The following is a 20,323-nucleotide window of genomic DNA, read 5'->3' on the forward strand; positions in this document are numbered from 1 at the left end:
CGCGACCTAGGGGCCGGTGCATGACGGACATCATCCTGTTTCACTCGGTTCTTGGCCTTCGCCCGATCGAGCGTCATCTTGCGGAATGCCTTCGCGTCTGCGGCCATGCGGTCGCACTGCCAGATCTTTATCAGGGTGCGGCGACGGATGATCTGGATGAAGGTTTCGCGATCAAGGCGCGGATCGGCTGGGGTGCCATCTGCCTGAAGGCGCGAGAGGCTCTGGCCTCGACGCCGGGGGATGCGGTGCTGGCGGGTATCTCGATGGGAGCCGGCGTGGTGGCGGAATTCTGGGAGTCGCGGCCGCTGGCAGCGGGTGTTCTGCTGTTGCATGGTTTGGCGACCGTGCCTGCCAACACACGACCCGGCTTGCCCATCCAACTGCATGTCGCGGACACCGATCCACTGTTCCCCGAGCCCGACGTCACTGCCTGGCAGGAAAGCGCGGAGGCAGCGAGAGCGGATGTGCAGGTTTTCCGCTATCCAAACGCGGGACATTATTTTTCCGACCCGGCACTGTCCGATTACAATGCAACGGCGGCCGCGCAGCTCTGGAGCCGCTCCTTGGCGTTCCTGACGTAGAAGGCCTTCGGACCGAAGAGTCCAAAATTCAGACAATTCCGACAAGTTGCTGTCCTGGCTGTTATATCGATGTTGCACAAATGGTTGACCCTGGGTTAGCATCCTCTTGTTGACGCCGATCGGAGGAATTTAGGCGGCGGTCAGCTGGAGCGGCATGCGTTCTTGGCGCAAGGAGGATGCTCCAACACTTTAACCGGCGCATGATCCTTCCTGAAACCGGTCCCGGTTTTTAGGGGCCGTGCGCTTCTGTGGAGGAGGAACCCATGAACAGACGCGAATTCCTGATGACGTCCGTGGCCGCGGGCGCCATGATGCTCGCCGCACGCTCGGCTTTCGCCGAGGACAAACTCACCATACTGGGCTCGGTGCCCAGTCTCGGCTTTCCGTTCTTCGTGCACATGCTGAACGAGATCAAGGCCGAAGCGCAGGCGCAAGGCGTCAACCTGACCGAGAGCGACGGCCAGAACTCGGCCACCAAGCAGACCGCCGACATCGAGGCGGCGCTGGTGCAGAAGGTCAACGCCATCGTCATCTCGCCGCTCGACGTCAACGCGCTGGCGCCAGCCATCGAGGAAGCGGTGAAGGCCGGCGTTCCCGTGGTGACGATCGACCGCCGCGTCGACGGTGTCCAGGGCATTCTGGCCCATGTCGGCGCCGACAATGTCAAGGGCGGCGAGGCGGAAGCCCAGGCCGTGGTGGCCGCGTTCCCCAATGGCGCCAAGCTGTTCCACCTGCAAGGCCAGCCGGGCGCGGGTCCCGCGATCGACCGCAACAAGGGCGTGCACAATGTGCTCGATCCGCTGAAGGACAAGTACCAGATCGTCTACGAGCAGACCGCCAACTTCGCCCGCGCCGAGGCGCTGACGGTGACGGAAGCCGGCCTTGCCGCCAACGGCAAGCCGGACGCCATCATCTGCGCCAATGACGACATGGCGCTGGGCGCGCTCGAAGCGTGTGCCGCGCGCAATTTCAGCGACGTCAAGATCTACGGCTTCGACGCGCTGCCGGAAGCGCTGGTGGCAGTGCGCGACGGCAAGCTCGCCGGCACGGTCGAACAGTTCCCAGGCAAGCAGTCGCGCACCGCCGTGCAGATCGCGGTCGCCTACGCCAAGGACAAGACCGAGCCGAAGGAGAAGCTGGTGCTGCTGACGCCGATCGTCATCGGCAAGGACAATCTCGATAAGGCGGAGAGGTTGAGCGAGACGAAGTAGGGGCGGGTGGACATCGGCCGATTGGCGAGGCGGGCAGGACAGCACCCCCCTCTGTCCTGCCGGACAGAGGGGGGTGTTCAAGCGCAGCCTGAACCGCATCAAGGAGCCACCCTTGTCTCCGTCTGAAGCCGCATCGCCGATCCTGCTTGCCGTCGAGGGCGTCACCAAGCATTTTGCCGGGGTGACCGCGCTGAGCGATGTCTCGCTCGATGTCCGCGCCGGCGAAATCCTCGGCCTGCTTGGCGAAAACGGCGCGGGAAAATCGACGCTTCTGAAAATCCTGTCGGGCGTCATGCCACCGTCCGGCGGCCGCATCACCTTCGACGGCGCCGACTACCAGCCGGCGAGCCCGCAGGAGGCCAAGCGGCTGGGCATCGTCACAATCTACCAGGAACTCAGCCTGATCCCGACGCTGACCGTGGCGGAGAACATTTTCATCGGCCGCGCGCCGATCGGCCGGCTCGGGCTGGTGAGCTGGCGCAAGATGGAACAGGATTCCCGCGCCATCATTGCCCGTGTAGGCCTTACCATCGATCCGATGACGCCGGTGTCGGCACTGTCGGTGGCCGAGCAGCAGCTGGTCGAGATCGCCCGTGCGTTGTCCTTGAAAAGCCGGCTGATCATCATGGACGAGCCGACCTCGGCGCTGACCGAGACGGAGGTGCAGAGGCTGCTGTCGATCATGGACCGGCTGCGCAAGGACCATGTCGCGATCATGTTCGTCACCCACCGGCTGGAAGAGGCATCCGCCATCTGCGACCGCATGACGGTGCTGCGCGACGGCAGGCTGGCGGGACATCTCAAGCGTCAGGGTGGGCCGGTCAAATTGCCCGCCATCATCGAAAAGATGGTCGGCCGCGCCGCTTCCGAACTTTACGCCCGTCCGGCGCAACGCGCGGCGGCCGGCGATGTGGTGCTGTCGGTTCGGGGCTTGCGCACCGTGCGCGATCCCGAAGCGCCGCACGCCATCGTGCTCGACGGTGTCGATATCGACCTCAAGGCGGGCGAGATCCTCGGCGTTGCCGGCCTCGTCGGCTCTGGCCGCACGGAGCTGGCGCGCGCCATTTTCGGCGCCGACCGCATCGCGGCGGGAACGATCACGCTCGACGGCAAGCAGATCGCGCCCGCATCGCCGGCCGACGCCATCGCGCTCGGCATTGGGCTCGTGCCGGAAGACCGCAAGCACCAGGCGATCTTCGCGGCACTTGGTATCCTGCCGAATTTCTCCGTCGCCTCCCTCGGGCGCTTCAGCAACGGCTTCGGCTTCATGGCCGAGGGGCGCGAGCGCGACGCGCTGTCGGGGTTCAGGAAGATGCTGTCGATCCGCATGGCTTCGGCCGAGCAGGCGATCGAGGGCCTGTCGGGCGGCAACCAGCAGAAGGTGATCCTGGCGCGCTGGCTGGCGCGGGACCCGAAAGTGCTGATCGTCGACGAGCCGACGCGCGGCGTCGATGTCGGCGCCAAGGCCGAGGTGCATCAGATCCTGGTGCAGCTGGCGGCGCGCGGCATCGCGGTGATGATGATCTCGTCCGAGCTGCCCGAGGTGCTGGCGGTGTCGGACCGCATCGTCACCATGCGCAAGGGGCGCATCACCGGCGAAATGCCGGGCGTCGAGGCAAACGAGGAAAGATTGATGGAACTGATGGCGCTCGACAGGCAGGATGCGGCGGCACAGGACGCGGAGGGGCAGGCACGATGAGCATCGCCGAGGAACAGAGCCAGCGCGGCGGCGTGACGATCGCGCGGCTTTTGATGAGCTTTGGGCCGCTGCTGTTCCTGGCGGCGCTGGTCATCGTCTTCACCGTGCTGAAGCCGAGCTTCATCGATCCGATCAACCTGTTCAACATCACCAGGCAGATCTCGATTACCGGGCTGATCGCGCTCGGCATGACCTTCGTCATCCTCACCGCCGGCATCGATCTTTCGGTCGGCTCGCTGCTCGCCTTCTGTGGCATGGTCGCGGCCGTGGTCGCCAAGGGCGGCACCGCCAACACGCTGTCTCTGTCGACGTCAGGCACGCAAGGTTTTGGCTGGTTCGCCGCCCTGCTGGCCGCTGTGGTGGTCGGTGCGCTCGCCGGCGGCGTGCAGGGGTTCGCCATCACAAGACTGAAAGTGCCGCCCTTCGTCGTCACGCTGGGTGGGCTGACGGTATTCCGCGGGCTGACGCTGACCATTTCCAATGGTGGCCCGATCTCCGGCTTCGACGCCTCGATGCGCTGGTTCGGCACGGGACTGATCGGTCCGGTGCCGGTGCCGGCGATCATCTTCGCCATCGCCGCCATCCTGTGCCATATCGTGCTGCGCTACACCCGCTATGGCCGCGCCGTCTATGCCGTCGGCGGCAATGCCGAGGCCGCGCGGCTGTCCGGCCTGCGGGTCGACCGTATCCTGGTCTCGGTCTATGTCATCGTCGGCTTCTTCGCCGGGCTCGCCGCCTTCGTGCTGTCGGCCAGGCTGAATTCTTCCGAAGCGGTCGCCGGCATCGGCTACGAATTGACGGTGATCTCCGCTGTCGTCATCGGCGGCACCTCGCTGTTCGGCGGCATCGGCTCGGTCGGCGGCACGGTGGTGGGGGCTGCCCTGATCGGGGTGCTGCAGAACGGCCTGCAGTTCAACAACGTCTCGTCCTACACGCAAAGCATCGTCATCGGGCTGATCCTGATCCTGGCGGTGGCGTTCGACCGCTGGCTGAAGTCGCGGGTGAGGCGATAGCAGCGAGAGGTTGTGCGCTCACCCTAGCCATTTGCCAGGAAGCTGCCCCATTTCTTGCAAAACATCCGCGCCTTGCTAGAAAGCTTCGCGCGGGGCAGCGTGAAAGAATCTCATGGTTGCCGACATCATCGGGCCGATCAGCTTGAGTTTTTCGCTGCTGCGGCGCTTCTGGCCGCAGCTCGTGGCGCTGGTGCTGGCCGGGGTGCTGGCCGGCGATCTCCTGCTGCAGCTGGCTGCCAGGGTGGCGCTCGCCAACCATTTCGCCGGGCTTGCCATGCTGACGCTGGTGGCGCTGGCGCAGCTGGTGGTGACGGTTGCGATGTTCCATGTGCTGCGGCCGGGCCTGCCCAATGTGCTGGCCGCGCAGCGCGGCGCGGACAAGGCCGCGGCCTCCGAGAGCGAAGTCGCTGGCAAGGAGGCGAGAGGTACTGACCGGCGCGGCTCGCGGCTGGTGCGCATGATCACCATCGCGCTGCTGCCGTTCTTTGCCTATTACGCCGCCTGGGGGTTCCTCGGCGATATCGTGCGCCAATATTCGCGCGCCTCGCTCGAACAGGCCGATTTCGGCCAGAGCGGCAATGTGCTCGACGTGCTCGATTCGCGCTGGCTGCTGATTTCGGTCGCCGTGTCATGGCTGATCCGCCGGTTGGCCAAGTTCATGCAGACGAAGACGAGAGCAACGTCGTTCTGGCAGATCGTGGTGGTGATCTGCGAGACCAACTGGATCTTCGTCGGTCTCTACGTCATCAGCCGCTGGAAAGACAGCGCGCTGCACTGGCTGATGAGCCGCAATCTCTGGTCTGTGCTGCAGGCGTCCATCGACGGGCTGGCGAGCCCGGTGACGGCGACGAGCGCCGCATCTGTAACGGCGACGAGCGCGGCATCTGTGGTGCCGGTCGAGATCACCTCGATCACGCCCTCGACGGTAGCGGTCAATCTGTTTTTCTACATGCTTTTGCCGCTGATCTGGCTGGTGATGGCGGCGCTGATCTATGGCTATGACGTGCGCGACGACGCGGCGTTGATGCGGGTCGACAGCCGCGTCGAGCGGTTCGGCCGGCGCTATGCCGGACTGCCGAAATTCCTGCGCGATTTCGTCGAGCATTTCATCGCCGGCTACCGTTCGCGCTACCTGCCGATCGCCAATGGCGTGCGGCTGACGGTGAGTTCCAGCCTGGTGCTTTTGTGCACGCTGATCGTCGGCTACCGCCTGCTCGACTGGGGCGCGGCCTGGCTGTGGCTTGGCGCGACGCGGCTGATTGGCCCGCACGAGCTCGATGTCTGCCAGATTTTCTCCCATGGACTGACGCTGCTGTTCGGCAGCCCGTTCCAGGATTCCTCCACCGGCATTTTGATCGAGCCGATCAGGATATGTTTTCTCGCCGCCGTGCTGGAGACGGCGTTCTCGCTGCCCAAGCGGGTGACCGGGACTGTCGAAGCGCGGAAGTAGAGGATTTGTTGGCGCCGGCCTTGCAGAGCCGAGCCTGGGGCGCTGTCACTTCGGCGGCCGCTGGAAACGCAGATACCACGGCCGTTCGCTGCCCAGCCCGACGGCGGGGCGAATGGTTTTCACCGCGTCCTCGGGCACGATGAAGGTGTCGCCGACGGTGATGACATCGCCTTTTTTGGCGCCGGAGAAGATGGCCGAAGCGCAATTCATCACGCCGTCGGGCAGGCTGACGCCGCTGATGAAATCGGGCAGCCATCGGCGCCCGGCGGCGTCGGTCAGCATCAGCTTGCAGCCCAGCCATTGTTTCTGCAGGTCTGGGTCGCCAATGGTCACGGTGAAGGTAGCGATGACGGCGAAGGCGTGGTTGGGCAGGCGGCCGGCCTTGCCGCCGCGCAAATCGGCCAGTTTCCAGCCGCTGCCGCCGAACGGCACGGATTGGCCGAACTCGACATCCCTGGCGATAAGGTCCTCGCCATGCAGCCATTCGCGGACGCTGTCATGGCTGGTCTCGGCCAGTGTCAGCGGCAGCAGGATGGCGAGCGCCATCAAGCCGCGCCGGCGCCATCGTCGCTCGGATTGCCGGTCCACGGTCGGGGTGTCTGTCGAAACGGCGCTCATGTCTTGCCCTGCGGTGTCTTGTCCTGCGGTGTCAGGCCCGGCGCCCCGTCGAGGTCGAATTCCGGCAGGATGTCGGCCGGCTGGCCGTCAGCGCGGGTCGGCAGCGCGTCGAGGCTGATGCGGGCCTGCGCGTCGAGCGGGCCGAACTGGCGCGCCGATATCAGCAGCCTGCGCCGCGGATCTGGTCTGGTGGTACCTCGAAAACGAACAGGCTACGCTTGTCCAGGCCCGGATCGACGCCGTGCGGCGGCATGTCGGGGCGGTAGCCCAGCCGCTCCGTCTGGTGATAACGCAGCCCGGTCGGGCCTTGCCAGAAGCCGTCGGCGACCGCGGTGGAGGTGCTGGTCGCGGTGAGGTTTGTTGTTACCACCGCCCATAGGCCGCTGGTCGTCAAAAGCTTCTCCTGGCCGAACTGATTGGTCTTGAGCTGGCGCGCGAAGATCACCTTGTCCAAGCTGACAGCGAAGCTGCGCGCGCGCACCGTGTCATGCATCGAACCATTGATGGGGATAGGTGCGGTGAGGTCGGCATAGTGCGGCTTCGTCATCTGCATGCCGTAGCTCAGCACCACGGTGGCGCAAAGGATCGCGAGATTGCCAAGCACGCGTATCCTCATGGGCCGCTTTCCGGCTGCCCACTCTGAGACTGCCCACTCTGCGACTGCCCGGCCGCCGGCAGGTCGGCGACCGGCAAGGTGACGGTGCCGAGCCGGTAGGGGTTGTACCAGCCTGGTGTGCCATAGAGATTGTCGCGCGGCTTGAAGATCTCGGCGGTGACGCCGAAGGCGAGGCTTGCCGGCACGGCGGCGTCCCCGGCAAGCGGCCAGACATAGGCCATGCGCTCGGTCATGCCGGGATGCAGTTCCGGCGTCATCGTGGAATCGCGTGTCAACACGATCATCGGCACGGGATCGGACAGGATCACGCCGTCCGGCGCGAAGACGTTGAAATAGCCCTTGTCGGATTGCGCGGTGCGGTTGGTCATGTCGACTTCCAGCACCAGTGCCTTCTGGCCCGGCTTCAGCGGCACGCCGTGGACCCCGGCATGGCCGACATAGGCGCGCACCGGCTGCAGGCGCCAGCGGCCGGCCTCGATGACGGCGTCTGGCGGCAATTGTGGTGGATCATGGGCGGGCAGGGCGCCGAATGCCCCCATCAGGCCGGCGACGAACAAGGCGGCAATGGTTCCCCCGCCGGCCGTTATCCAGGTCTGAACTTTTGAGCGGGCAGTCTTGAACATTCCAAATTATGTGCGTCGAACGAACAGGCACCCCAGGCGCAATCTAGAAAGAAAAATCAGGGATTGAAACCGCAAATGGCTCGGTCCAGCCGTGCTCGGGCCTCAGGCTGCTTCAAGTGCCCAAAGACGATGGCCGAAACGGCGGAAGAAGCGCGCCACGAGCCGCTGCTGCTTCGCCCTGGCAAGGTCGGCCAGGCGCCGTTCCTGGCGCCAGCGCGGCATGTTGCGCCAGCCGGCGATGAAACGGGCTGCATCCTCGACGGCTTCGTGCGCCGACAGCGCCGGGTCGATCGCGGCCAGGAACAGCGGCTCCGCCTGCTTCAACTCGTCGATGACGGCCTTGCGCCTGAAATGATCCAGGCGGGCCTGCGCGATGCCGGTGCGGCGGATCGCCTCGAAGGCTTCGAGCAAGGCGGGACTGTCGCCGGTGTAGCCGCAGGCGCGGGCGAAATCGGCGGCATCCATTCTTGCTCCCGGATCTGGCGCGAGGTGATCCCGCGCCGACTCACATTTGCAAGTGTGATATAAGCATAACTCAAACGTACATAGAAGGGAGACTTTTGGAGGAGTTTGGAAACTGCGACTCGACTCCTGCTTCGAAACACGGGAAGATAGGAACAAAGCACGAACAAAAGGACGGAGAAGTGATGGCGTTGCCAGGCAGGGAAGCAGTGATCGCGCAGGTCGCCTCGCTGTCGGTCGAGTGCGCCGATTGCGGCCGCAACAGGTGGTGGCGGCCCGATCAGTTGAAGCGCTTCGGTGTGAATGGGAGCACGCCGCTGGCCGCGCTGTCGGGCCGCATCGTCTGCTCGGCCTGCCGGGCCGACGGGCTGCCTGGCACGGCGATCTCGATCCAGGCCGCTTTCATCGACGAGCGCCAGCGCGTGCGCTCGGAAGCGCGCATGCTGAGCGGCCGCGACGTGCCGCTGGAGGGGTCGAGGCGGGCTTGAGGGCGCCGGCTGCCTAAGGCGTCAGCAAACGTGTCTTCGTCGAAGAGGGCAACGTCTCGACCGCCGTGAAAGGCTTGCAAGACCGTCACGGTGTTGTCCTTGACGCTGAATGCTATCGTGGCTCGCGGGCGATAGCCCACGCCACGCAGGCCCGGTCTAGTATCCCAGCAGTTCCTTCAGCGGAATCACCCGCCAGACGTGCTTGATGGCGTAGCGATTGAAGGTCAGCGTCTTGGGCGGATTGTACTGCTCGACCACCAGCTCGCCCGCCGTGCGCCGGACCAGTTTCTTGATGAAGGCCTTGCCGTTCTTCTCGTTCTCGTCGGGAAAGGTCTCGATCACCACATGGTCGCCCGGCACCGCGTCGCGGCCGCCGCAATAGATCATGTCGCCGGGTTCGTAGCGCGGCACCATGGAATCCGAGAGGACATGGAGCGCGAATACTCTCGGCAGGTTGCGGATCCCTGGCGGACGCTGCACGTATCCTGCCGGCTCGCCGTTGAAGGTGAAGTCGCCGTCGTCGCCGCCGACGGCGGCGCCCAGCACCGGAATGTCCATCGCTCCGGCCGGCAGCGGGCCGGCGTCGGTGACGATCTCGGCGTCCGCCACTGGGCCGGCATCGTCGAGAAAGACGACCTGCCCTTGGCCCAGCGCCACGGGGTCGACGCGCAGGAAGGCGGCGGTCTTCAGCAAGTTCTCGGTCTTGGGCAGGTTGCGCCCGGTTTCCCAGTTGCCGACGGCGGCGACATCGGTGTCGTTGTGCTCGGCGATGTGGCGCATGACCAGGCCACGCTGCTTGCGTGCCTGGCGGATCGCGGCCCCGACCCTGATCGACAGTTGCGTTTTCACCATGGCCTCATGTGACCGGCAAGTCCTGCTTTCGTCCATGAAAGAATGGCTTGCATGAGTTTTTGAGTTATGCTTATATCAACTTATGCAAAAGCTCAACCCTCTCAGAGTCGACAGCACCTCCAGACCGGCCTTGCCGGCCTGCCCTTTCCCTTCCGCCCCGGCCGCCACCTCCCCGGCCGGGGCGAAGCGCGAAGCCGATTGCCTTGGTGCATCGGCCTTGCGTCCGGTCCGCCCGTTCCCGGCGGCCGGAACGGCCGGAGCCGCCGCTCCCCGCGGCTCCGGCCCCCCATTCGACCCGGCCGCGGGTGTTGCCTGTCGCACGCAGAACGGCACCGTAGATCCTGTACGAGCCGATGACGGGCAGGGCTGGTTCGGCCCCCCGATAGAGACCTGGCGCGGGCGCGGCTTGCGCGCCTCGCCGCAGGTCGCCCGGCGAGGCTGAGAGCCGGCTCGTGCACAGCAATCCCAGCGGCCGACAGGCCGACCAGGCCCGACAGCGCCCATGACGGCCGCGGGCAAACCCCACGCTTGCCTGACGGCGCCGTCCACGGCGGCCGCTGGCCGCGCAATGGAGACGGACATGGTAAGCTACAGTGACAGCGAATTGCAGGCGATTGCCGCCTGGCTCGGGGATGGGCTTTCGGCCTCCAGGATCGCGGCGGCGTTCAGCGCACAGCGCGGCAGCCCAGTATCGCGCAACGCCATTATCGGCATCGTCCATCGCAATGCCATGCTGGGCGCGATCGGCTTCGCCAATGGCAAGGGCCCGTCGGCGGCCGGCACGGCGATGGCCACGGCGGCGAGCCGAGCCGCCAAGGCGGAACCTCCAACGAGCCGTGCCGGCGCCATCCCGCAGCCGGGGAGCACACCGGCCGTGCGGCCGAAGCAGGCCCCTTCGCCCGTCCGGCCACGGCTTTTCCAACGCGAGGCGGGCGTGCTGATCGCTGATGGGCAAACCTACCGCTTCAAGGTGCCGGCGTCGCCGCGCGGTCCTATCGGCCGGCAGCCGCATGGCGTGGCCATGCGCTTCATCGATTGCCTGTTCACCCGCTGCCGTGCTCCGCTCGACCCAGCGCCGGAGGAAGATGCTAAAAATGGTCAGCCCGGCGGACGGCCCGGCCAGGACATGCTGTGCTGCGGCATGCGCACCACGGCGTTGAAAAGCTACTGCGGCTATCATCAGGCGCGCTTTCACCGCCCTGTTTGCGAAGCCGGATGAAGCTCGGTCCCTTCTCCCCGTTGAATGGAGGAAAAGGCGCTTCTCACGCCGCCGTCACCAGTTTCGATCGCCGCCAATACCGGGAGAATTACCGTGAACGCCTATCGCGCCGCACCGCTATTTCGGCATCTGGCGCCCTTGTTTGGGCGGCTGCACCGCCCGTCGCTCCAGCATCGTCGCCGGGCCGCCGCCGGCAACCAGAATGCCGGCAACCCGGGCAAAGCCGGTGAACACTTTCATTGCATCGGATTGCGAGATCTGCGCCGCGATGGCGGCGCTGCAGGCGTTGAGGGCGCTGCGATAGACGTGGCCCCGCCGCTCGATCGGCCAGCGCTGCAGGAAATCGGCGGCCTCGCTGACAGTCTCGATCTCCTCGACATGGCCGTCCAGGCAGACTTTGAGCGGCACTCCGGTCTTCATCGTACCCACGGCATTCACCTTCGGTGCGGGCGCGGCTTTCGAGCCGACGCTCATAAACGCACAAGGCCTGCCGCCGGTTGCATCGCGGCCGTCTCAGGGGCTCGCTGCCGCGTCGAGCCACTCATGTGCGCGGCTTCTTGGCTTGGCCACCAATATGCCTTGTTGCCTGGCCGCCTCGCGGAAGGCCTCGAAGGCGGGCCGCGGACAGCAAGTACCCTCGACCGCGAGCCGGACGAGCCGTGCCGCCTCGAGATAGCCCGGCGCGGTTTTGTCGGGCCATTGGTGACGAAGCGCCATCGCCGCATCGGCCACCGAGCCGACCAGCATGGTCTTGTTGTCGCAGAAACGCAGGGTCACCGGCATGAAAGCCGTCATGGGCAATCCTCCCCTTGGGCATGGACGCGTCACAACGTCCGGACCGGCGGCGGGTTCCATTAGCGCGGCTGTAAGAACGAGGTGGTGCGCGGCATGAGCGAACGGCCCTTCATGCAGCTCTACGTCTCCGATTTCGTCGGCGACACGCTGCAACTCTCGACCGAGCAGATCGGCGCCTACATGCTGCTGCTGATGGCGATGTGGAACGCCGGGGGAAGCCTGCCCGAGGATGACGCGAGGCTGGCGCGCGTGGCGCGCCTGCCGTTGAAGCGATGGCGCGCGATCAGTGCCGAGCTGCTCGCCTTCTTCGAGCGCGAGGGCGACGAGATCGGACACAAGAGACTGACGAAGGAGCTGCGCAAGGCGCGGCTCAAGAGCGAGGCGAGAGCGGCCGCCGGCGCGCGCGGCGGAGCCGCCACCGCCTTGAAAACAAAGGCGCATACCCAAGCAAATGCCGATGTTTTGACGCGGCATTCTCCAGAGTCCAGAAACCAGATGGAAAAAGCTTCGGCTTTTTCAGCGCGCGAAGGGCGCGAAAGACCGGGCCGGCTCAAAAAGCCGCCGGGCTGGACCAGGCCGAAAACCCACGGGGACGCCGCCAACGCCATCATCGAGGAGATCCGCGGATATGACCACGGCCGAACTGCAGCAGGCAACGAAGGCGCTGGCGGCAATGTTCTCCTGCTTCCCGCAATCCGCCCTGACTGACGTCGAGATGCAACTGCGCGGCTACCTCGGCGCGATCAGGGATGCCGAACTGGGCGACCTGCAGGCCGCCATCCAGCGCTTCGTGCGCGGCGAGGTGAGGAGTTGCAACGCGCAGTTCTGTCCTTCGAGCGCGCAGCTCTGCATCGAAGTGCGCGAGCGGCGGGTGATGCGGGAGTTGCTGGCGCGGAGGGGCGCCGGCCTGGTTTCCTCGCCTGTGCGAAGCGGCGGGCAGGTGGCCCGGCGAAGCCGGGACGGAGAGGGGGACGCCCTCGGCCACGCCAGAGCCGACTGAGAATTGGCCACCACTCGAACACAACCAAGGAGCCACCCATGCCCAAAAAAACCAAGGCCGCCAGGCCGCAAGCGCCGAAACTGCCGAGAGGCGAGGCCGAGCAGGTGCGCATCCGCCGCGAGGTCGGCCATGATTTCGCGCTGAAGGACGATGCCTTCGGCCGCAAGCGGCTGACACCGGGCACGGCCGAGGCGCGGCGCGTCTACGAGGTGTCGAATGACGGCCACACTTCCACCGGCGGCATCGTGCGGGTGCGCAATGTCGACCCGCTGCTGGGCATCACCTCGCTGACCCGCCAACAGCGCGAGGCCGGCATGCGCTACCGCGAGCACTTCCGGTGCAGCCAGCAGGCCGATATCAAGCCGATCCGCTGGACGGAGCGCGTCGACGGCGGCCGCATCGGCGGCGGCATCGCCGACAGCGTGCTCAACGCCGGCCGCACGCACGCCGCCGCGACACGGGCCCTCGGGCATTGGGATGTGGCGGCAATCGTGCATAAGGTCGTGTGCCTGGAACAGCCGGTGAAGACCGTGGCCGAACAGGATGGCGAAGGCCGCGACGTGGTGACGAGGCTGCTGAAGGTAGGGCTCGACGTGCTGGCCGTGCACTATGGGATGATGATGGGACGTTAGGATTGTTCAACCCCGACGATGCGGGCGCGCCGGCAAATGCTGGTGTTTTACGCAAGCCGGACGGTAATATTGATCCGGCCGGCTAACGCCGGCCGGGCCAAATCCCAAGGTCAGTAGCCGCAGACCCGCACTCTCTCGATTACACGGTGGTGGTGGCGCCAATGCTTCACCAACTCGGTGTGGCAGCGGCGATGGTACATGCCGTAATAGCGCGGCCGGTAGCCGTCGTCGTACACGCCATAACGATAGTGGTGACGGCGGTAATAGGCACCATCGTCGGAGTAGCCACCGTAATAGTCGCTATCGTCGGAGTAGTGACGGTAATAGTCGCGATGTCTGGGAACGTAGTAGTCGTCATCATAGCCGTTCCCGATGCCGAGCGTGATACTGGCGGCATTTGCCGGAGCGATCACCGCCATCGCCGAAGCGGCCGCGATCACGGATGCAAGCAAGAGCTTTTTCATGACAACCTCCTTCTTAAGGTGCGCCTAATAAACGCTGCAGCCGCGGCCCTGTTCCCATAAATCGGTGGATCGATCGTTCGAGCTGTTTGCCGGGGCGCGAAAGGACCTGTCCGGCGATGCCGCCCTGGCCGTACCTGTCAGCATGCTGGGGGGCGTTTTGAACCTTGGCCGCCGCCGTCCATTTCCCCTGGATGCAACGGGGGCCGAGTAAGCGGGCGCGCTTCCTTTTCCCACAAGGGGAAAGGAACCCTCTAAAACAGCGCCTTTTCCAGCGGTCCTGCCAATGTCTCGGCAAAGGCCGTCGCCAGATGATGCCTGTCGCGGAAGGCGAGCTTGCCGTCGATGAAGACGTGGCATTCGGTCGGGCCGCAGAAGCGGTCGGTGAGGTCGACATAGAGCGTGTCGGGGATGCTTTTCACCACCGCGCGCTCGGCGGCGGCCACGTCGTCATTGGCGGCCTCGGCCCTCGGCGTGTCGCACAGCGACGGCGCCTCGCGCCACCACAGCGCGCGGGCGACGCAGGCGTTCGCGAAGCTGTCGCCGATCGGCGTGTCGCGGATGACGGCGGCCTCGACGCCTGCCTGGCTGAAGGCCTCCAAGGTGGAGCGCAGGCCAGCCTGCCAGCGACCTATCTCGGCCTTGCGGCTGGCGGCGGACATGTCGCGTGTCAGATTGCCGATCGAGAATTCCGAGATCACCACCAGGCGCGGCTTGCTGCGGATAATGTCTGAAATCGCCTGTTCGCGCCAGGCGTCGCATTCGGTGTAGTCGCGCTTGAGCACGGCGTTGAAGGTCGACAGGCGTGAAGCGCGGCACGAGGATTTGAGGTAGGTGATCACTTTGGTGTCGTTGCGTTTTGCTGCCTCGACCAGCGGCGTCGACCAGTGGTCGGCATGCGAATCGCCGAACAGCACGATGGTGTGGGCGGCGTCGGCCGGCCCGAAGGTGCAAGGTTTCGGCTCCACCGTGTGAAAATCGAGCAGGCAGTCCTTGTCGACGGCGCGCGCGATGGACGGCTGTTCGGCGGCCTCTTCGATGCCGCGCTGGGTGGGGTCGATGTTGCGCGTGGCCAGATGCGCGTTGGCGTAGGCCGCAGCCACGCCGGCGGCGGTCAGCACGAGGGCCGGGGCGAGGGCAAGCCCGGGGAAAAGCCGAAGCGGTCCTGCGGCCGGGCTGGCGTCGAAGCGAAAGGCCCTGGCTGTCGCCGCCAGCCAGTCGCCGCGCCGCGCGGGGTTTTCGATCAGCCGGTAGGTGGCCGACGCCAGCGCCAGCGCCAGCACGGCGCAGCCGATGCGCTGCGCCACGCCGAGGTCGGGCTGCAGCATGGTGGCATAGACGATGACGGGCCAATGCCAGAGATAGAGCGAATAGGAGAGCGTGCCGACCCACTGCAAGGGCGGCAGCGAGAGCATGGCGGCGGGCGCCAAGGCCCGCCAGCGAGTCCTGGCCGGGGCATCGCCCTGCTCGCCGGCGCCGTTCAACAGCACCAGCACGGAGCCGGCAACCGGCAGCAGCGCGTACCAGCCGGGGAAGGGCAGGTCTTCGCTCAAACAGAGATAGGCGACGGCGATCAGCGCCAAGCCCAACCATCCCTGTGCCGCCCGCAGCCAGGATTGATGCCGCCACAAGATTGGCGCGGCAAAGGTCGCCAGGCCGCCGGCGGCGAATTCCCAGGCCCGCAGCGGCGAGAAATAGAAAGCCCAGGCCGGCGAGAGACTGGTGAGCCAGAGACAAGCCGCGAAGGAGGCGAGGCCGACGGTACCGATCACGACCACCGTCATGCGCCGGCCCCGATGCAACCAGGCGGCGAAGACAAGCAGTGCCGGCCAGACGAGATAGAACTGCTCCTCCACCGACAGCGACCAGAAGTGGATGAAGGGGTTGCTCAAGGCATCGGCGGCGAAATAGTCGAACGACCAGCGCAGCAGCCACAGATTGATGGTATAGGCCGCGGCATACATGGCGCCGCGCGAATAGAGCGCCTGTTCCTGCGGCGCCATGATGAAGGTGCCGATGGCGAGCGTGATCAGGATGACGAAGATGGCGGCCGGCAGAAGGCGCCGTGCGCGCCTGGCATAGAAGCGCCAGAGGTCGAGCCGGCCGGTCTCGGTGATCTCCTGCATCAGATGCGTGGTGATCAGCCAGCCGGAAATGACAAAGAAGATGTCGACCCCGGCAAAGCCGCCAGGCAGCGCCGTGAGGCCAAAATGGTAGGCGACGACGCCGCCAACCGCCAGCGCGCGCAAGCCCTGTATGTCAGGCCGAAACGATGCCGCCACGACAGCTCCTTCGTTTGCGCCCACCCGTCACCTGTCCGGCCGGGTAGCCGATATTGCAATGCAGAATATATTTCGCAGTGCAACATGGCCAGAGCAAGGACGCTGCTTTTTCCTCTTCTTGAAAAAAGCGGGAAATGTGTTGATCGAGGCAAAAACTCGTGGGGTCAGGCACTTGGAGTGGGGGCCGAATGAGTAGCGGCAGGGCAAAGCACGGCGGTCACGAAAACAGCCCCGCGAACGGGGCTGTTTTCACGGCTGCGGCGCGTTATCAACTGCCGCCGTTCAATTTCACGCTGCTGCAGAACTCCGGATGCGTGTTGGTCGGGTTGGCGTTCTTGGCCTCGTCGGCGCAGGCGGTCTTCATGGCGGTCTGGTCCTCGGGCGTGAGGGCCTTCCAGGCTTTGACGAAGTCATCATTGCCGACCATCTTCTTCATGCCTGAGTCCGTGTAGAACGGCTTCATCTTGGCAGGATCGTCGAGAGCGGATGTTCCCGTGCTGCCTCCCGCGAGAGCCGAACCGGTGGCCATCGAAAGCGCCATCGCGCCAAGACAGATCATCTTGATGTTCATGACTGGATCCTTCCCTGTTGCTTTGTGATCGTCGAAGCAACGATCAAGGTTATAACGAAACAGTTTGCCCGAAAGTTCCGGTTTTATCAGACCAAAATTCCCTAATTCAGCCAAAATGTGTTCTGTCTGACCTTTGAAATATTTGCGGTATTTGGAACGCGAGCCACGGCTCCAGGCGACTGCTTGGTTGAGCAATCTTCCCCGCTGCTGCTCATCGCCGCTGACGCTGGACGACCAGGCTTCAGGTCGTCTGGACAACTTCGCGGCTCGCGGATGGTTCCGGGTTCCGGCAGGACGGCCTTGTCGCCGCACAAAAAAGGCCTCGCGGGCGCAGCCAGCGAGGCATTGATTGGAGGGACTTGTCATCGCCTCAGGAAGCGATTGCGCAGCAACGAGGCCGGCTTGCGGAAAGTTTCAGCGCCCAGCGACCGTCAAGCGCCTCTGCTACGAGCCTACAACTTCGCTCGAACCTAGGAGGAAGCCTCGCTATCCCGCTGGTTCAGCGTGCGCGCCGCGTCTGCCCCTGCCGCGAGGATGCGTTCCGAGAGTTCCGTTCCGTCCACGGCGCGGGCCATCTGAAGGGCGCCGATAAGGGTCGCAAAGATGCCCAGCGCAACGCTTTCCCGATTCCGGGTCCGCGGCGGCAGTTCCGCCGCCACCTGGCGCACCTGGGTCAGCAAGCGCTCGGTATAGAGTTGACGTGTTTCGGAAGGCTCGCGTGCGATCTCCGGCAGCAATGCGGCGGACGCGCAGCCCTGTCTCGGATTGTCCCGGTGTGCCGTCGACAGATAAGCGTCGATGGCCATATCCAGGCCGCCGGCAGCCAAAGCTTCGCGGATCTGGTCCGACTGATCCTCCAAGGCCGCTGCCACGGTTTCACGGACAAGCGCCGCCTTGGATTGAAAGTGCGGATAGAAGGCCCCGTTGGTCAGGCCGGCGTCTTTCATGATGGTTGCGAGCCCGGACGCGGCGATACCGTCACCGCGAAAACGGTTGGCGGCAACCTCCATGATCCGGCTGCGCGAGGCGTCCTTCCGGCCTTTTTCATAGCGCATGGCTGCGATTCCTTTCTTCTATTGCATTATGATTGTAATGTGATATTACGAGCATAATTCTAACGAGGCGAAAAAGCTAGCCCTAATGATTTTGGAGCACCAAATGAACAGGAATTCGGGAAAGACCGCGCTCGTCACGGGAGCCTCCTCGGGCATCGGCCGCGCCAGCGCGGAAGCGCTGGCGCGAGCGGGATTTACCGTGTTCGGCACAAGCCGCCGCAAGCTCGGCGACAGCCCGAACGGAGTAACCATGCTGGTTTGCGATGTGACCGACGACAAGGCCATCGATGCACTCGTTTCAACCATACACGCGCAGACCGGCCGCATCGATCTGCTGGTCAACAATGCCGGCGTCGGCATGTTTGGAGGAGCCGAAGAATCCTCGATCTCGCAGGTGCAGGCGCTGTTCGACGTCAATCTGTTCGGCGTCATGCGCGTGACCAATGCGGTGTTGCCGTCGATGCGGCGGCAGGGCGTAGGACGCATCATAAATATCGGCTCGATCCTGGGATTGGTACCCGCGCCATATTCGGCGCATTACTCCGCGGTCAAGCACGCGCTCGAAGGTTATTCGGAATCGCTCGATCATGAGATTCGTGCTTTCAATATTCGCGTCTCGGTCATCGAGCCGGCATTCGTGCGCACCGTCTTCGACCAGAATGGAATAGAACCGGATTCCGTGCTGAAGGAATACGATCGGGCGCGAGCCGGCTTCAAGGCGTTGCTTGCCGATGTGATGCCCAAAGCCGATCGGCCGGAAGTGGTGGCGGATGTGGTCGTCAAAGCGGCGACCGCCAGCCAGCCGCGCCGGCGCTACACCGCGGGCAAGGCGGCCCGGCAGGTCAGCCTGCTGCGTCGCTTCGCGCCCGCCGGGATGTTCGACAAGACCTTGCGCAAGCAGTTCCGCTTGCCTGCCTGAGCAAACGATTTTCAGAAAGTGACCATGATGAAAGCCTTTGTCGTCGACAAATATCAGAAGAAGGGCGCCCTGCGGCTGGCCGAAATGCCAGAGCCGGATCCGCGGGACGATGATGTCCTGGTCGAGATCTATGCCGCCGCCGTGAACCTCCTGGATGCCAAAGTCCGGGACGGAGAGTTCAAACCCATCCTGCCCTATCGCCCGCCCTTCATTCTGGGCCACGACGTGGCAGGAATCGTCGTGCGGGTCGGATCGAAAGTCCGCGGCTTCAAGCCAGGCGACGAAGTCTATGCCCGGCCGCGCGATGGCCGGATCGGGACATTCGCGCAATCCATAGCCATGAACGAAGCCGACGTGGCCCTGAAGCCAAAAAACCTCAGCATGGAAGAGGCCGCCTCGATCCCGCTCGTCGGCCTGACTGCCTGGCAGGTGCTGGTCGAGAAAGCCAAACTGAGGAAGGGCCAGAAAGTCTTCATCCAGGCCGGTTCCGGCGGTGTGGGGACCTTCGCCATCCAGCTGGCGAAGCATCTTGGCGCGACGGTCGCGACAACAGCGAGCGCGGCGAGCACCGATCTGGTCAAAAGTCTCGGCGCCGATATCGTCGTCGATTACAAGAAGGACGATTTCGAAAACGTCCTGCAGGGCTACGACGTTATCCTGAACAGCCAGGACGCCAAGACGCTCGCAAAATCGCTGCGCGTTCTGAAGCCGGGCGGCAAGCTGATCTCCATCTCCGGTCCCCCGGATTCCGACTTTGCCAGGAAACAAGGCCTCAACATCGTCCTGAGGCTGATCGTGGGCCTGCTCAGCCGTGGCATACGCCGCAAGGCAAAACGCGCCGGTGTCGACTATTCGTTCCTGTTCATGTGGGCGCAGGGCGACCAGCTGGGCAAGATCACGTCGCTCATCGAATCCGGCGCCGTACGCCCAGTCGTCGATCGGGTCTTCCCATTCGAACAGACCAACGAAGCATTGGCCTATGTCGGGACCGGACGGGCAAAAGGCAAGGTCGTCATCAAGGTCAGATAGAATGGCGCGGCAGCGGCGCGTCACCTGTACCCCGGCACTGTCCGTCATCATCCTTAGCCGGCGTCGCGGCCCACCGGTCCCATCTCGACCTCCCTCAGATAAAACGCCTTGCTCGGCTGCAGGTGATCGACACAGAGCTGCGCCAGCACCCAATTGTCGCTGCGCTTCAGCGCCTCGATCATCATCAGATGATGCTGGCGCGAGATTTCGAGCTTGTCCCGGTCGGCCAGCGAATTCGCCCGTACCGGCAGGCTGAGGCGCATATAGTGCTCGATCGAGGACACGAGATAGGCGTTGCCGCAGGCCGAGAACATGGTGAGGTGGAAGCGGTCGTTGGCCTCATGGATGCCTCTGAGGTAGCCGGCGTCGACATGGGTGCTGTAGACGCGGTGGATCTCGATCAGCTCGGCGATCAGCGCCTCGCTCGCCGGCAGCCGGATCATCAGCGCGGCCTGGCGCTGCAGCATCTCGCGCACCTCATATATCTGGCGGACTTCCTCGGGGGCGAGCCGGCGCACCGTGGCGCCCTTGTTGCGCTCGCGCGTGGCGACGCCAAGCCTTTCCAGCTGGTAGAGGGCCTGGCGGATGGTGTGGCGCGAGACCGGGAAGCGGGCCAGCAGCACGTCCTCGACCAGCCGCGTGCCGGGCGCCAGCCGGCCAAAGATGATGTCTTCCTCCAGCGCATGGACGATATCGGCTTCCTTGCCGCCATAGTCGACCGTGTTGAGCATCGCGATCCTCTTGCTG

24 protein-coding genes are annotated in these 20,323 nt (G+C 64.7%); 12 read left to right on the top strand and 12 right to left on the bottom strand.

What is annotated here, in order from left to right; genetic code table 11:
- The first annotated feature begins 20 nt into the window (after positions 1-20).
- The 5 genes from MESAU_RS14640 to MESAU_RS14660 all read left to right on the top strand — a co-directional run bounded on the left by MESAU_RS14640 (position 21) and on the right by MESAU_RS14660 (position 5,954).
- The gene (locus MESAU_RS14640; protein WP_015316807.1) at positions 21-581 is read left to right on the top strand and encodes a dienelactone hydrolase family protein; all 561 of its coding nucleotides are present in this window, start codon (positions 21-23) and stop codon (positions 579-581) included.
- A 263-nt stretch (positions 582-844) separates the two neighbouring features.
- Positions 845-1,792 (top strand): substrate-binding domain-containing protein, encoded by a 948-nt coding sequence (locus tag MESAU_RS14645; protein WP_015316808.1) that lies wholly within the window; start codon positions 845-847, stop codon positions 1,790-1,792.
- Positions 1,793-1,904: 112 nt separating this feature from the next.
- Entirely contained in the window at positions 1,905-3,491 is a 1,587-nt protein-coding gene (locus MESAU_RS14650) for a sugar ABC transporter ATP-binding protein (protein WP_051041351.1), read from the top strand.
- Positions 3,488-4,504: an ABC transporter permease gene (locus MESAU_RS14655; RefSeq protein WP_015316810.1), complete on the top strand. Its 1,017-nt coding sequence runs from the start codon at positions 3,488-3,490 to the stop codon at positions 4,502-4,504. The genes MESAU_RS14650 and MESAU_RS14655 overlap by 4 nt, the downstream gene beginning before the upstream one ends.
- Positions 4,505-4,616: 112 nt before the next feature.
- Complete coding sequence (locus MESAU_RS14660) at positions 4,617-5,954, top strand: hypothetical protein (RefSeq protein ID WP_015316811.1); 1,338 nt, start codon at positions 4,617-4,619, stop codon at positions 5,952-5,954.
- A 45-nt stretch (positions 5,955-5,999) separates the two neighbouring features.
- On the opposite strand, the gene MESAU_RS14665 is transcribed toward MESAU_RS14660, so the two are convergent.
- From MESAU_RS14665 to MESAU_RS14680, 4 genes are all read right to left on the bottom strand, one after another.
- Complete coding sequence (locus MESAU_RS14665; RefSeq protein ID WP_015316812.1) at positions 6,000-6,572, bottom strand: hypothetical protein; 573 nt, start codon at positions 6,570-6,572, stop codon at positions 6,000-6,002.
- A 160-nt stretch (positions 6,573-6,732) separates the two neighbouring features.
- Positions 6,733-7,176: a hypothetical protein gene (locus MESAU_RS14670; protein ID WP_245262987.1), complete on the bottom strand. Its 444-nt coding sequence runs from the start codon at positions 7,174-7,176 to the stop codon at positions 6,733-6,735.
- 8 nt (positions 7,177-7,184) lie between these two features.
- Positions 7,185-7,811, bottom strand: a complete 627-nt coding sequence (locus MESAU_RS14675) for a hypothetical protein (protein WP_015316813.1) — start codon at positions 7,809-7,811, stop codon at positions 7,185-7,187.
- Between the two features lie 102 nt (positions 7,812-7,913).
- Complete coding sequence (locus tag MESAU_RS14680) at positions 7,914-8,276, bottom strand: hypothetical protein (RefSeq protein ID WP_015316814.1); 363 nt, start codon at positions 8,274-8,276, stop codon at positions 7,914-7,916.
- 182 nt (positions 8,277-8,458) lie between these two features.
- Here MESAU_RS14680 and MESAU_RS14685 point away from each other — a divergent pair, with 182 nt between their 5' ends.
- On the top strand, positions 8,459-8,761 hold the full coding sequence (locus MESAU_RS14685; protein ID WP_015316815.1) for a hypothetical protein: 303 nt from the start codon (positions 8,459-8,461) through the stop codon (positions 8,759-8,761).
- Between the two features lie 156 nt (positions 8,762-8,917).
- On the opposite strand, the gene MESAU_RS14690 is transcribed toward MESAU_RS14685, so the two are convergent.
- Positions 8,918-9,613, bottom strand: coding sequence for an XRE family transcriptional regulator (locus tag MESAU_RS14690; protein WP_041163394.1), 696 nt, complete (start codon positions 9,611-9,613; stop codon positions 8,918-8,920).
- Between the two features lie 580 nt (positions 9,614-10,193).
- On the opposite strand from MESAU_RS14690, the gene MESAU_RS14695 reads away from it, so the two are divergent.
- Positions 10,194-10,832, top strand: coding sequence for a GcrA family cell cycle regulator (locus MESAU_RS14695; protein ID WP_015316817.1), 639 nt, complete (start codon positions 10,194-10,196; stop codon positions 10,830-10,832).
- Between the two features lie 117 nt (positions 10,833-10,949).
- Here the strand turns inward: MESAU_RS14695 and MESAU_RS14700 are convergent, their stop codons facing one another.
- Positions 10,950-11,252 (bottom strand): DUF982 domain-containing protein, encoded by a 303-nt coding sequence (locus MESAU_RS14700; RefSeq protein WP_041163778.1) that lies wholly within the window; start codon positions 11,250-11,252, stop codon positions 10,950-10,952.
- A 93-nt stretch (positions 11,253-11,345) separates the two neighbouring features.
- The gene (locus MESAU_RS14705; RefSeq protein ID WP_015316819.1) at positions 11,346-11,627 is read right to left on the bottom strand and encodes a DUF982 domain-containing protein; all 282 of its coding nucleotides are present in this window, start codon (positions 11,625-11,627) and stop codon (positions 11,346-11,348) included.
- A gap of 111 nt (positions 11,628-11,738) precedes the next feature.
- Between MESAU_RS14705 and MESAU_RS14710 the strand changes: the two genes are divergently transcribed.
- Genes MESAU_RS14710 through MESAU_RS14720 form a run of 3 tightly spaced genes read left to right on the top strand, consistent with a single transcriptional unit; the run spans position 11,739 to position 13,259 of the window.
- Complete coding sequence (locus MESAU_RS14710; protein ID WP_245263008.1) at positions 11,739-12,335, top strand: YdaU family protein; 597 nt, start codon at positions 11,739-11,741, stop codon at positions 12,333-12,335.
- Entirely contained in the window at positions 12,256-12,627 is a 372-nt protein-coding gene (locus MESAU_RS14715; protein ID WP_140617912.1) for a hypothetical protein, read from the top strand. The genes MESAU_RS14710 and MESAU_RS14715 overlap by 80 nt, the downstream gene beginning before the upstream one ends.
- Positions 12,628-12,665: 38 nt before the next feature.
- Positions 12,666-13,259 carry a DUF6456 domain-containing protein gene (locus tag MESAU_RS14720; RefSeq protein ID WP_015316822.1) on the top strand — a complete coding sequence of 198 codons (594 nt, stop codon included), beginning with the start codon at positions 12,666-12,668 and terminating at the stop codon, positions 13,257-13,259.
- A gap of 110 nt (positions 13,260-13,369) precedes the next feature.
- On the opposite strand, the gene MESAU_RS14725 is transcribed toward MESAU_RS14720, so the two are convergent.
- From MESAU_RS14725 to MESAU_RS14740, 4 genes are all read right to left on the bottom strand, one after another.
- Positions 13,370-13,723 (bottom strand): hypothetical protein, encoded by a 354-nt coding sequence (locus tag MESAU_RS14725; RefSeq protein WP_015316823.1) that lies wholly within the window; start codon positions 13,721-13,723, stop codon positions 13,370-13,372.
- A 251-nt stretch (positions 13,724-13,974) separates the two neighbouring features.
- The gene (locus tag MESAU_RS14730) at positions 13,975-16,002 is read right to left on the bottom strand and encodes an acyltransferase family protein (RefSeq protein ID WP_015316824.1); all 2,028 of its coding nucleotides are present in this window, start codon (positions 16,000-16,002) and stop codon (positions 13,975-13,977) included.
- 268 nt (positions 16,003-16,270) lie between these two features.
- Complete coding sequence (locus MESAU_RS14735; RefSeq protein ID WP_015316825.1) at positions 16,271-16,573, bottom strand: hypothetical protein; 303 nt, start codon at positions 16,571-16,573, stop codon at positions 16,271-16,273.
- A gap of 470 nt (positions 16,574-17,043) precedes the next feature.
- Entirely contained in the window at positions 17,044-17,628 is a 585-nt protein-coding gene (locus MESAU_RS14740; RefSeq protein ID WP_015316826.1) for a TetR/AcrR family transcriptional regulator, read from the bottom strand.
- 103 nt (positions 17,629-17,731) lie between these two features.
- On the opposite strand from MESAU_RS14740, the gene MESAU_RS14745 reads away from it, so the two are divergent.
- Together MESAU_RS14745 and MESAU_RS14750 are read left to right on the top strand one after the other, a co-directional pair.
- Positions 17,732-18,547, top strand: a complete 816-nt coding sequence (locus MESAU_RS14745) for an oxidoreductase (RefSeq protein ID WP_015316827.1) — start codon at positions 17,732-17,734, stop codon at positions 18,545-18,547.
- Between the two features lie 27 nt (positions 18,548-18,574).
- The gene (locus tag MESAU_RS14750) at positions 18,575-19,576 is read left to right on the top strand and encodes an NADP-dependent oxidoreductase (RefSeq protein WP_041163779.1); all 1,002 of its coding nucleotides are present in this window, start codon (positions 18,575-18,577) and stop codon (positions 19,574-19,576) included.
- Positions 19,577-19,629: 53 nt separating this feature from the next.
- Here the strand turns inward: MESAU_RS14750 and MESAU_RS14755 are convergent, their stop codons facing one another.
- Positions 19,630-20,307, bottom strand: coding sequence for a GntR family transcriptional regulator (locus MESAU_RS14755; protein WP_015316829.1), 678 nt, complete (start codon positions 20,305-20,307; stop codon positions 19,630-19,632).
- Positions 20,308-20,323 lie beyond the last annotated feature (16 nt).

Source organism: Mesorhizobium australicum WSM2073, assembly GCF_000230995.2.
GTDB lineage: Bacteria > Pseudomonadota > Alphaproteobacteria > Rhizobiales > Rhizobiaceae > Mesorhizobium > Mesorhizobium australicum.